13 protein-coding genes are annotated in these 13225 nt (G+C 29.4%); 3 read left to right on the top strand and 10 right to left on the bottom strand.

Annotation, left to right across the window (positions count from 1 at the left end; translation table 11 throughout):
- Positions 1–163: 163 nt before the first annotated feature.
- Genes BN2665_RS14340 through BN2665_RS14335 form a run of 3 tightly spaced genes read left to right on the top strand, consistent with a single transcriptional unit; the run spans position 164 to position 2774 of the window.
- Complete coding sequence (locus BN2665_RS14340) at positions 164–1348, top strand: aminotransferase-like domain-containing protein (RefSeq protein WP_055667783.1); 1185 nt, start codon at positions 164–166, stop codon at positions 1346–1348.
- 48 nt (positions 1349–1396) lie between these two features.
- A complete protein-coding gene (locus tag BN2665_RS27060; protein ID WP_154674952.1) occupies positions 1397–1549 on the top strand; it encodes a hypothetical protein in 153 nt (50 codons plus the stop codon).
- A 31-nt stretch (positions 1550–1580) separates the two neighbouring features.
- Entirely contained in the window at positions 1581–2774 is a 1194-nt protein-coding gene (locus tag BN2665_RS14335; protein ID WP_055667782.1) for a pyridoxal phosphate-dependent aminotransferase, read from the top strand.
- 19 nt (positions 2775–2793) lie between these two features.
- Here BN2665_RS14335 and BN2665_RS14330 read toward each other — a convergent pair whose 3' ends face one another.
- From BN2665_RS14330 to BN2665_RS14285, 10 genes are all read right to left on the bottom strand, one after another.
- Positions 2794–3681, bottom strand: a complete 888-nt coding sequence (locus BN2665_RS14330) for a GNAT family N-acetyltransferase (protein ID WP_055667781.1) — start codon at positions 3679–3681, stop codon at positions 2794–2796.
- 63 nt (positions 3682–3744) lie between these two features.
- Positions 3745–4803 (bottom strand): CotS family spore coat protein, encoded by a 1059-nt coding sequence (locus BN2665_RS14325; protein WP_055667780.1) that lies wholly within the window; start codon positions 4801–4803, stop codon positions 3745–3747.
- Positions 4804–4913: 110 nt separating this feature from the next.
- Entirely contained in the window at positions 4914–6824 is a 1911-nt protein-coding gene (locus BN2665_RS14320) for a bifunctional 4-hydroxy-3-methylbut-2-enyl diphosphate reductase/30S ribosomal protein S1 (protein ID WP_055667779.1), read from the bottom strand.
- On the bottom strand, positions 6817–7500 hold the full coding sequence (gene cmk / locus BN2665_RS14315) for a (d)CMP kinase (protein WP_055667778.1): 684 nt from the start codon (positions 7498–7500) through the stop codon (positions 6817–6819). The genes BN2665_RS14320 and cmk overlap by 8 nt, the downstream gene beginning before the upstream one ends.
- A 66-nt stretch (positions 7501–7566) precedes the next feature.
- The gene (aroH, locus tag BN2665_RS14310; protein ID WP_055667777.1) at positions 7567–7929 is read right to left on the bottom strand and encodes a chorismate mutase; all 363 of its coding nucleotides are present in this window, start codon (positions 7927–7929) and stop codon (positions 7567–7569) included.
- 1 nt (position 7930) lies between these two features.
- Complete coding sequence (locus tag BN2665_RS14305) at positions 7931–9163, bottom strand: BaiN/RdsA family NAD(P)/FAD-dependent oxidoreductase (protein ID WP_055667776.1); 1233 nt, start codon at positions 9161–9163, stop codon at positions 7931–7933.
- A 107-nt stretch (positions 9164–9270) separates the two neighbouring features.
- A complete protein-coding gene (gene gdhA, locus BN2665_RS14300) occupies positions 9271–10635 on the bottom strand; it encodes an NADP-specific glutamate dehydrogenase (protein WP_055667775.1) in 1365 nt (454 codons plus the stop codon).
- Positions 10636–10815: 180 nt separating this feature from the next.
- Complete coding sequence (locus tag BN2665_RS14295; RefSeq protein ID WP_055667774.1) at positions 10816–11694, bottom strand: MurR/RpiR family transcriptional regulator; 879 nt, start codon at positions 11692–11694, stop codon at positions 10816–10818.
- 102 nt (positions 11695–11796) lie between these two features.
- Positions 11797–12333 (bottom strand): tRNA 5-(aminomethyl)-2-thiouridylate-methyltransferase MnmM, encoded by a 537-nt coding sequence (gene mnmM, locus BN2665_RS14290; RefSeq protein ID WP_055667773.1) that lies wholly within the window; start codon positions 12331–12333, stop codon positions 11797–11799.
- 25 nt (positions 12334–12358) lie between these two features.
- Positions 12359–13069, bottom strand: a complete 711-nt coding sequence (locus BN2665_RS14285; protein ID WP_055668411.1) for a pseudouridine synthase — start codon at positions 13067–13069, stop codon at positions 12359–12361.
- Between the last annotated feature and the right edge of the window lie 156 nt (positions 13070–13225).

Here is a 13225-nt window from a genome sequence, read left to right as displayed (position 1 = left end):
ATTAATTGTTTATTTGTAAAATAATTAATTTTTAATTAATTGATTTATTTATATCGCAATTTATGCAAGCTTGAAATGAATAATTCATAGATATATAATAAAAGATATAAATAGTGATTATGGTAAAATATAAAACTTGTAAGAATAAGTTGGGGGTGCTTTTATGAATTTAAAATTCTCTGAAAGGGCTAATGAAATAAAAGCTTCAGAGATAAGAGAATTACTAAAACTTACAGAAAGGCCAGAGTTAATCTCTTTTGCAGGTGGATTGCCAGCTCCAGAACTATTTCCAGTAGATAATATGAAAAAAATTGCTTATAAGGTTGTAGAGGAGCAAGGTAAAGAAGCATTACAATATAGTACTACTGAAGGATATACTCCACTTAGACAAACTATAGTTGATCAAAGATTAAAGCCAGCAGGAATTAATGTTACTGTAGATAATATATTAATCACTAGTGGCTCACAGCAAGCTTTAGAGTTCACTGCAAAGCTTTTCATAGATAAGGACGATGTTATAATATGTGAAAGTCCAAGCTATCTAGGAGCCATAAACGCCTTTAAAGCCTATCAACCAAAATTTGTTGAGGTTCCCATGGATGATGATGGTATGATAATAGAAGAGCTAGAAAAAAAATTAAGGGAGTATCCTAACGCAAAGTTTATATATACCATACCAGATTTCCAAAACCCTACAGGGAAAACTTTATCTGTTGAAAGACGTAAACGTTTAGCTGACATTGCTGGACAATATGAAATTCCTGTTGTTGAAGATAGCCCTTATGCGGAACTAATTTTTGAAGGGAATAGATATCCAACTATAAAAAGCTTTGATAACTCAGGATATGTGATTCATTTAGGAACTTACTCAAAGACTTTTTGCCCTGGATTAAGAATTGGATGGGTCTGTGCACATAAGGATATACTACAAAAATATGTTCTGATAAAGCAAGGTGCGGATCTTCAGTGCAGTACTATAGATCAAAGAATTACGGCTCAGTTTATGAAAGAGTACAATTTAGATGAACATATAAGTAAGATAATCGAAGTATATAGAAACCGCAGAAATATTATGATAGAATCAATGCAAAAATTCTTCCCTTCTGAAGTGAAATACACTCTATCTAAAGGTGGATTATTTACCTGGGTAGAATTAAAAAAAGAATTAAATACAAAAAAAATACTAGAGGAAGCTCTAGAGGAAAAGGTTGCTTTTGTTCCTGGAGGCTCTTTCTTTCCTAATGGTGGAAATGAAAACTATTTTAGACTCAACTATTCAAATATGTCTGAAGAAAAAATAGTAGAGGGAATAAAGAGATTAGGTAAGGTTTTAAGCAAATATTATTAATAAAATTCACTCCCTTGGGAAAACTATAATTATAGGGAGTGATAAATAATGTATGATGCAAAACAACAAAATGATAATAAAGAATATAAAAATGGTCAAAATTATAATATAATAAGTGATAGAGGATATTTCGAAAATCATATTAATCCTGTAATTACCAATACTAAAACTTCTTATATTCCAAGAGAAACATTATTTTAAAATATTTTATTATTAAGGGGGATAAATCACTATGCAGTTTTCAAAAAGAATTCAAAGTATGCAATTTTCACCTATTAGAAAATTAACACCTTTTGCTGATGAGGCAAAGAAACAGGGTAAAAAAGTGTTTCATTTAAATATAGGGCAACCTGATATTGAAACTCCTGAAACCTTTTTTGAAGCCATCAATAACTTCAAAGAAAATGTCCTTAAATATACAAATTCTCAAGGAATAGATCCTCTAATAGATAGTTTTATTGAATACTATAAACAATGGGATATTGACTTTGAAAGAAATGAAATAATGATAACCAATGGTGGAAGTGAAGCAATACTATTTGCAATTATGGCAATATGCGATTTTGGAGATGAAATAATAATTCCAGAACCATTCTATACAAACTATAATGGATTTAGTGAAGCTGCAGGTGTAAATGTAGTATCCTTTATCACTAAAGCAGAAAATGGATTCCATTTGCCTTGTAAAGAAGAAATAACAAGTAAAATAACTGATAAAACAAAGGCTATACTGATCTCTAATCCTGGAAATCCTACTGGTGTTGTTTATACCTATGAAGAAGTAAGAATGTTAGCAGATATTGCAAAGGAATATAATCTTTATATCATTGCAGATGAAGTTTACAGAGAATTTGTATATGATAATTTAAAATATACTTCTGCATTATATATGACGGATATATTAGATAGAGTGATACTAATAGATAGTATATCTAAACGATACAGCGCTTGTGGTGCAAGAATAGGCCTAGTGGCATCTAAGAATAAAGAACTTATAAAGCAAATTTTAAAATTATGTCAATCAAGATTATGCGTACCTACTATAGAGCAAGTAGCCGCTGCTAATTTAATTAATACTCCAAAGGAGTATTTTACTAAGGTTAAAGCTGAATATGAAAATAGAAGGAATATTTTATACAGTAGCTTAGTTAATATACCAGGCATTGTATGTGAGAAGCCAACAGGTGCATTTTATATAGTAGTTAAACTTCCTATTAATGACGCAGAGCATTTTTCACAGTGGTTATTGACTGATTTCCACTATAATAATGCCACTGTAATGGTAGCTCCTGCTGGAGGCTTCTACTCCAATCCTGAACTAGGAAAGAATGAGATTAGAATATCCTATTGCTTAAATAGTAAGGACTTAGAAGAGGCTATGGATATATTATCAAAAGGATTAGAAAAATATAAAGAATTATTCTAAATATAAAAAGAAGAGATTTTTATCTCTTCTTTTTTACACTTAACTGCCATATTGTAAATTCCCTTTGTTCTTTAAATCCTAGACCTTTATATAAATTCTTAGCTACGATATTTGAATTAAGCACTTTAATAGATATATAGTCAAATCCCCTTTTCTTAGCCATCTCAATTAATTTTAATAATAAAACTTTGCCCAATCCAAGGCCACGATAGTTTTCTAATATACCTAAATTAACTATTATAGGCTTGTTATCCAATATTATTTGACCATAACCTATATATTCTTCATTACATTTTAGAAAAATAGAACAATCCTCTAAATAATACTCTTGAGTTTCGTCAAAATATATATCGTCTACAGTTAAGGGAATTCTATCTTTATTTTTAAACACCTGATTTTGAATCTCACATCTTATTAACTCATGTTTTCCTTGAATAAAGGTTTGGAAGTTAATATTTTTATTGAGAAGATAATTATATTTATTAAAATCTTTTAAACATAATTCCATCTCAATATTTCCTTTATATTCTTTAAATCCAAAAGCCCGTAGCTCCTTACTGTTTCTTTCAGTAGTTAAGGTTTCGTATTCCAATATTATGTTTTTATTTAACTTATTTATAAAACAGTTAAATAAATCTACGTTAATATCTGTAGGTTTAAGGTATAAAGAGTCAATGATAATTATGTTTCTTCTAGAATCATCTGTATTGTACCACACAAAGCCATGGTATTCTTCATTAACTTTTAATAATTTAATATTATTTTTTAGCATTAATAAATCTTTAAAAGATAAACTTTCATATATATGATTATAATCTAAATTCAATTCGTTAAAATCTTTTGCTTTATTATTAAGTTCTAAAAAAGAATTAAAATTTTTTTTGCTTAACTTCTCACATTTATACATAATTGCCTCTTAAGTATTAAAATATATTTAAATTATATACTAATATATAACTATTAGTAAATATCATTCCTCAGTTATAGAATTTAAATAATCAATATATTTATCAACAAATAAGTCTTGTAAGTCATTATATTTTATTATTTTACTTAATTTGCTCATATATTTGCTTTCAGGCCAATGCTTATGCTTAATATATCTTTTTTTACCTAATTTCCAAAACTTATGAGGAAACACTATTAAAGCTAACATTACTTCAAGCTCATCCTTAGTTAGAGGCTTTATATCATTATATGCCTCAATTATATACTTGGCTTTATCAAAGTCCCACTTATAGCTCTTTTTATACATTAATCGTCTTATAAACTTACCTAGGTCGTTTATTTGAAGATCTATAATTATGCTATCTAAATCAATTAGATAATAGTCGTTATCTTTTTTTATTATATTTTGATAGTAAAAGCTATCATGACAAATTGTTTTTTCTGTGGCTGCTTTTTTTGAGAGTTTATAATAATTAGATTTATTTAATATATTAATTGCTACCATACCTCTGTGATATAGATTATCAATATACTCCATATATATAGAGTCAAATTCAGTGACTAATTTTTTACGATTTACTGCTTTTTTAAAATTTTCTAACCCATGTAAATTTGAAATAAAAATTTTTGGCCAATTTTTTAGATTATTTTCTACTATTATATTGCTCATATCTATACTACTTGAAGCAATATGGAATTTAGCTAATAGTTTTACACAATTTACTGTTTCAGAAATGCTATCTAGACTACACTCTTCCCCATTAATCCACTCAGTAAGATAAAATATAAATCCATTTTCTTTAACATAGTAGTTGTTGTCTTTAGTCTTAATATAAGAAGCTATATTTTTAAAATCTTTCTTTTTTAATTCTGTTACTAATGCATAACCATTCCTTGGTTTTCTTCCGCCATGCTTCATCCTTTTTAAGCAATATATATCTTTATCTGTAATTATCTTATAAGCACTTCTAGCCCTTTGGGCTTTAAAGTTAAGTATATTATATTTATTTAATACTTGAGAAAGCATTTTAAGTTCTCTATCAGAAACATCCATCAATTCCATAGATCTGTTTTGTTCCATAAATTTAAAAATCCCCTGCTCATTAATATCAATATATATATATTTTGTAAAATATTTTTTATTACAAAAAAAAGAGTAAAGTTAAAAACTTTACTCTTCTAAAATATATATTAATCTATAGCCTTTATACTTAGGGATATTCTCTTATTCTCTGCATTAACCTCTAATATTTTAGCCTTAATATTCTCACCAATTTTCAAGAATTCTTCTGGTTTATTTAATTTTCTATGAGTAATTTGAGATATATGAACTAAACCATCAATACCGGGCTCTAACTCTATAAATGCTCCAAAATCAGTGAACCTAACCACTTTTCCTAGTACTATGTTTCCTACAGGGTATTTTTGATCTACATCTAACCATGGGTCATTAATTAATGCTTTAATGCTTAGAGATATTTTATTTTTTTCCTTATCTAAATCAATAATTTTTACCTTAACCTTTTCTCCAATCTTTAACACATCAGAAACTTTCTTAACTCTACCCCAAGACAGTTCAGATATGTGAAGTAATCCATCTATACCTTTAACATCAATGAAGGCACCAAAGTCAGTTAATCTTTTCACTTCGCCTTCTAGGATTTCATCAACGGTTAAGTTATTCCAAGCTTCTTCCTCTCTAATTTTCTTTTCAGCTTCTAGAATTACTCTTTTTGAAGCTACTATTTTAGTTCTATCTCTTTCGATTTTAAATTCAATAATTTTAACTTCTAGATTTTTTCCTAAATAAGAATTTAAATCTTCTACATGAACTAAATCTAAATGAGAAGCTGGAATAAATACTTTTACTCCTTTAAATAAAGCCACTAAACCGCCATTTACTGAAGCTTTTATCAGCACATTTATTTTTTCACCTTCATTAAAAGCTTTCTCTAATTTAAGTAGGGCTTCTTCTCTAAATATTTCAGTTCTTGATAATACCACATATCCGTCATCATTCATCCTACTAATAACTTTGGCTTCTATCTCATCACCTGCATTATAAAGCTTTGGCAATTGTTCTCTTTCTTCTTCAATGAATTCTTCAGAAGGTATTACTGCGTCAGACTTATAGTTTATATCTACATATATTTCTTTTTCTGTTACAGAAATAACTTTTCCTTTTATTTTTTCACCCACGAAGATTTGCTTATCATTAGCTTCCATATAAGCTAGCTGTTCATTAAATTCTAAGTTTTTATTTTGTTCCATTTTTAATATAGCCTCCTTTATTATCCAATCTGGTGTCGAAGCACCAGCAGTTATACCGATTATTTTATTTTCATGATCTAGCATAAATTTTTCTGAAATTTCTTCAGCTCTTTCAACAAAAATAGTGTTTTCACACTGACTTTTGCATATTTCATACAGTTTTTTGCTATTTGAACTTTCTTTGCCTCCTATAACAAGCATAGCATCTACTGTTTCAGATAGCTCAAAAGCATTTTTCTGCCTTAATTCTGTGGCAGAGCAGATTGTATTAAAGGCCAAAAACTCTTTACAATTTTCAACCACATATCGAAGAATTCTATTCCAATTCTCCATTTTTTCAGTGGTTTGAGATACTATACAAACTTTATTTGGAAGCTTTTCATTAACTTCTCCATTTTTAAAGATTATTGCAGTATTATTACACCAGCCATTTATACCAATGATTTCCGGATGCTGAGGATCACCTATAATAAGAATTTTATATCCTTCAGAATAATATTTTTCTACTTTTTTTTGTATGTTTTTAACATAAGGACAAGTAGTATCTATAATTTCTAAGTTTTTTTCGTTTAATATGTCATACAAGTATTTTGGTATGCCGTGAGATCTTATAATAATTACATCTCTTTCTTGTAAATTCATTATTTCAGATTCATCTATAGGATATACTCCTTTAGATTTTAGCATATTCACTACATCATTATTATGTATAATTGGGCCCAAAGTATATATGTTTTTTTCTTTACTATCTCTAACCTTTAAAGCTTCTTCTACAGCTCTTTTCACGCCAAAACAAAAGCCAGAGTTATCAGCTAAAATAACTTTATTCATTTATATCACCCATAAATATATTTTCAAGAGTCTTATTAATATAGCTTGACATTTTATTTACTACTTCATTGATGTTTAAACCAGTAGTATCTATCTCTATAGCATCTTCAGCTTTTCTTAAAGGATCAACCTCTCTATTTGAGTCTAAAAAATCTCTTCTTATTATTTCTTTTAAAATCTCCTCGTAATTAACATCAAGCCCCTTACGTTTCAATTCATCAAATCTTCTTTGAGCTCTTTCTTCGGGAGAAGCAGTTAAAAAGAATTTAAAGGCAGCGTCTTTTAATACCACTGTTCCAATATCTCTCCCATCCATAACCACATCAAATTTGCTAGCCATTTCCCTTTGAAGCTTAACTAATCTAACTCTAATCTCTGGAATAGAAGCATAATGTGATACCTTAGAACTAATCTCAGGTAAGGATAATTTATCGTTTATATCTTCCCCATTTAAAATCAGTCTATCATTTTGAAAATACATGTCTAGTGAATCTGTAAGCCTACAAAGTTCTTCTATTTCACCTGAAGGTATATTCTGTTCTAAAGCTTTTAATGTAATAGCCCTATACATTGAACCAGTGTTTATATACATTATATTGAAGTTCTTTGCTAAAATTTTTGCTATGGTACTTTTTCCGGCACCTGCTGGTCCATCTATTGCAATAGTTAGTTTCAATTCTACTCCGCCTTTCTAATAAAAAGTAACAATAGTTATATTCTATAATATTAGAAGAAAATCCTCTTATATTTTTTTCATTAAATCTTTTCTTAAGTTTACAGCCTTATTTAAATATACAAATCTAAGGTTATCAACATAACCATTATAAAATAATGTGACTCTGATGCAGAGGTCTAATGTTGGGATATCCAAATCCATTTCATTAAAATGCATTATAGCAACATTAGATAAATTTAAGTCCTCTCTTACATATTTTCCAGGATAGGCTTTATTAATATCCTTAGTACAGGAAAAGAATATAGAAATTATTTTTTCTTGATTTAGATTATTATCTCTTATAATTTGTTTTATTAATCTTATAGATTCTTTTTTTATATCTTCTTTAGTATTTGATAATATTGTAGTAGCACCCCTGATTGCAATCATCCTATTTTTCACCAACCTTTAAACCAGCTAAATAACCAGTAGACATAGCAATTTGCACATTGTATCCTCCAGTAAAAGCATCTACATCCATTAACTCACCTGCAAAATATAAATTGTTCACTATCTTAGATGACATAGTTGAAGGATCAATTTCCTTTACATCAATACCTCCAGAAGTTACTATAGCTTCTGCAATAGGTCTTAAACTTTTAATTGATAAAGTTAAATTTTTTAATAAGTTTACAAGACATTTTCGCTCATCTCTTGTTATTACATTTACCTTCTTATTTTCATCAATATTGCTTAGATTAATTATTACACTAATTAGCTTTTGTGGCAATAAATCATCTAAGGCATTTTTAAATTGTTTATTTATATACTTAGCAAAATCCTTTTGCAAACGTTCATCTAATTCTTTTGAGTTTAAAGCAGGCTTGAGATCTATTACAGCTTTATAGTCTTCTATCTCATTAATATCATCCAAATATCTACTAGCACTAAGAACGATAGGTCCTGAAATACCAAAGTGCGTAAATAGCATTTCACCAAACTCCTCATATACAACTTTGGTTCCTCTTAGAATTTTTAAAGTTACATTCTTTAGTGATAGTCCTTGTAACTCTTTTATCCATTCCTCTTTTATTTGCACCGGTACTAAGCTAGGGCTTATAGGAGTGATATGATGTCCGATTTTTTTTAATAATTCATGGCATTCACCATTTGATCCTGTTTGAGGATAAGAAAAGCCTCCTGTGCAAAATATAAAATAGTCTCCATAGATTTCTTCGCCATGGTTTACTTCTACGCAATTAATAGAAGCATTACTTAGAATTATATTAGTAACCTTTTTATTTAGGAGAATTTTTACATTGTTTTTATAAAGAGCTTTATTAAAGGCATTAATAATATCTGAAGACTTATCAGATTCAGGAAAGACTCTATCGCCTCTTTCAACCTTTAGCTTTACACCTAAGGATTCAAAAAAGCTAACAGCGTCCTGATTAGTAAATGTATACAAAGCACTATATAAAAACTCAGGATTACCTGGAATAAAATCAAAAAAATCACCTATATCTTTAGCATTTGTTACATTGCAGCGACCTTTTCCAGTAATATATAATTTTTTGCCTATTTTTTCATTACCTTCTATTAAAATTACTTCATGCTTTTCAGAAGCCTTTATGGCAGCCATCATACCAGCCGGTCCGGCACCTATAACAATAATTTTACTCATCTCTTCAGCTCCTTAATTTACTTAAATCAAGTATATAATATAACTTGATTTAAGCGTTGTCAATTAAATTAAAAAAGGAATCCACTTAAGGATTCCCTTTTTTAATTTTAGTAATTTCCTTGTGCTTGCATTGCTTGAGCAACTTTTAAAAATCCAGCGATATTTGCTCCAGCAACAAGGTTATATCCAAATCCATAATCCTCAGCTACTTTCATAGCACTGTTATGGATGTTCTTCATAATTTGATGTAGTTTTGCGTCTACTTCTTCAGTAGTCCAAGATAATCTCATGCTATTTTGTGACATTTCAAGAGCTGATACTGCAACTCCACCAGCATTTGCTGCCTTAGCAGGTCCTACTATAAGACCATTATCTAAGAAATATTGAACTGCTTCATTAGTACATGGCATATTAGCTGCTTCACATACAAACTTAATACCATTTGCTACTATTTGTTTTGCATGCTCTAAATGAATATCATTTTGAGTAGCACATGGCATGATTATATCAACCTTAACACCCCATGGCTTTTGTCCTGGGAAGAACTCTACACCATATTTGTCAGCATAATCTTTTACCTTATCTCTTCCAGAGTTTCTCATTTCAACTAAGTAGTCCACCTTTTCACCAACAACTCCATCTGGATCATATATATATCCATCAGGACCGGATAAAGTTACTACTTTTCCACCTAATTGACTTACCTTCATACATGCGCCCCAAGCCACATTACCGAAACCAGATACTGCAACAGTTTTTCCTTTAAAATCAGTTCCCTCATGCTTTAACATTTCTTCACAGAAGTAAGTAACTCCAAATCCAGTTGCTTCTGGTCTTATTAAGCTACCACCATAGGATATGCCTTTTCCAGTTAATACTCCATTTTCAAAGGCTCCTCTGATTCTTCTGTAATGTCCATATAAGTAACCGATTTCTCTAGCTCCAACACCGATGTCTCCTGCTGGAACGTCTACATCTGGACCTATATGTCTGTATAATTCAGTCATATAGCTTTGACAAAATCTCATTATTTCTCCATCTGATTTTCCTCTTGGGTCAAAATCAGAACCACCTTTACCGCCACCGATAGGTAGTCCAGTTAAAGAGTTTTTAAGTATTTGCTCAAATCCTAAGAATTTAATAATTCCTAAGTAAACAGATGGATGGAATCTTAATCCTCCCTTATAAGGTCCTATAGCTCCATTAAATTGTACTCTAAAACCACGATTTACATGAACCTTACCATTATCGTCTGTCCATGACACCTTAAACATTATTTGTCTTTCTGGTTCACAGAATCTTTCCAGTAAATTAGCATCGATATAGTCAGGATGCTTTTCAAGAACTGGACCTAATGAATGAAGAACTTCTTCAACTGCTTGAATAAATTCTGGCTCATTAGCATTTCTTTTCTTAACGTTTTCAATTACTTGTTCAATGTACACAGATGGATTTAAAGTTTCTTTTGTCATTTTAAATACCCCCTAAAATGAATTTATACTTTCATTTTTTTTTATTATTGCATATCAAGCTTCTTTACAAGTATATATATTCGATAATAAATACGATATTCCTTCTTTATTTTGAAAAAAATTTATTTTTCAAAATAAACATCAATTAACATGTTATTTGATAATTTATATAAGATTTTTTTATTTATCTTCTAAATTCTTATAAGAATATACCTCGTATTCCTGCCAAATATTTTCTAAGGTATTATAAGTACTTGAAATTTTTTCTTTTTCTCTTAGTCCAACAGCTATTATCAAAGCATTGATTACGCTTAATGGAGCCACTAAAGAGTCAACAAAGGATGCCATATTACTTTGAGCTATTAATGAATAATCAGCTTTAGAAGCTAAAGGTGATAGTAAACTATCAGTTATTGCGACTACCTTTGCATTTCTACTTTGTGCAAAAGAAAGAGCTTCTATAGTTCTTGTAGCATATCTAGGAAATCCAATACCTATAACTAAATCTCCTTCTCCTACATTAATCATTTGCTCAAATATATCGCTTATGCCATAGCCAACCACCTTAACGTTGTCAAGAATGACATTTAGATAAAAACCAAGAAACTCTGCCAGAGCAGTAGAACTTCTAAGGCCTATAATGTATATTTTCTTCGCACTAAAAATATTTTTTACTACATCTTCGAAGGTCTTGTGATTGATTTTTTCTAAAGTAGCTCTTATATTCTCCATATCTGCTTTTAATACGCCTTTTAAAGCATTTTCTTCGCTGATGAAATCATTTGCAAGCTCAATTCTTTGTACCGTAGTTAATTTGTTTTTAATTAATTCCTGAAGAGCTTTTTGTAACTTAGGATAACCGCTAAAGCCCAATTCATTAGCGAATCTAACTACAGTAGATTCACTTACCCCTACACTTGTACCTAATTTAGCAGCTGTCATAAAAGCAGCCTTATCATAATGCTTTAATATATATTCGGCTATTAATTTTTGACCTTTGCTTAATCGTGGAAACTTCACTTGAATGGTTCTCATTAAATCCTGTTTACTATTATCCATAGAATAATTACTTTCCTTTCTTCAAATTAGAATGAAAAATGAAATATTTATTTCATTTTACCATCTATTGAAAATTTATTCAAGCCGCATTTCATTTTTTCGCTAATTTTTTTCAATAATTATTAAAGACGGAGCGTTTTCTCTATTTACTACGGAATGGCTCATAACACCAAATTTATTTTTAGGCAAGGTTGAAGCAAAGTCCATTATTGCCTCTTTCTCCTTAAGCCCCTCTTGGTGACCCTCATAAATAGCTATGCTTATTATTCCATTACTATTTAAAATATTTGTAGCAATTTGCAGACTATCAATTGTACTAGGTGCTAATGTGGTTAAATTCTTATCTCCGCCAGGAAGAAAGCCTAAATTGTACATTATACAATCAGTATTAGCAATATACTTGAGAAAATTTTCATGGGAGTCTAATATATATTCTACATTTTTTAATCCCTTAGCTTTATTTTGATCAATTACGCTTGGCTGTATGTCGAATGCATATACTTTTCTAAATATTCTGCTTAAAAAGTCAGTATCATATCCATTGCCTAAGGTGGCATCTATAGCTAAATTAGTATTTGGACAATGGCTTCTTATTATGTTGTGAGCTAATTCGCTTATATTTTTGGTATATAAAAACATAAAATAATTTCCTTTCATATTTATATTATAATTTTTTTAAGTACTCTATTTCCTTTTGGGAAAGATTTCTCCACTTACCCATTTCTAGATCCTTTAAAGTAATTTCACCAATAGAAATTCTTTTTAGTGAGATAACTTCATGATTAAAGGCACTACACATCCTTCTTACCTGTCGATTTTTACCCTCGTGTATAGTAATTTTAACTTCACAGCTATCAATATGTTTTTTTAATATTAGAATTTTACATCTAGCTGTAATATAATCTCCTATATCAACTCCGTTTTCAAAGCCTTTCATTTCTTCTTCAGAAAAAATTCCCCTTACCTTTGCAATGTACACTTTGTTTACTTCTTTTCTTGGATGAATTATTTTGTTATATATCTCCCCATCATTAGTTAATAGTAATAATCCTGATGTATCGTAATCAAGCCTTCCTATAGGGAAAATTTTTTCTTTAATGCCAATTACATCTATAACAGTTTTTCTATTTCTTTCATCCTTAACACTAGAAATAACTCCTTCAGGCTTATTTAGCATTATATATATTTTTTGTTCAACAGGCTTTATTAAAGTATTATCTACAGATACTCTATCTCGCTCGCTATCTACTTTAAAACCTAATTCATTAATGACAACATTATTAACCTTTACTCTACCTTCTAAAATAAGTTCTTCACTCTTCCTTCTTGAGGCAATTCCGCATCTAGACATATATTTCTGTAATCTTTCTTCCACATTCTTCAACTCGCTTCCATAAAAGTTACTATAGCTTTTGCAATAAATCATATAATAATATTATATATAAAAAAAATAAAAATCAAAATTAATATAGTTAATTATTATTATATTAGTATTCAGTTGAATTCTTTTAAGTAACTTGATATTATATAA

This window comes from Desnuesiella massiliensis (assembly GCF_001403615.1).
GTDB classification, from domain to species: Bacteria; Bacillota; Clostridia; order Clostridiales; family Clostridiaceae; genus Desnuesiella; species Desnuesiella massiliensis.
This window is presented reverse-complemented; position numbering and strand designations above follow the sequence as displayed.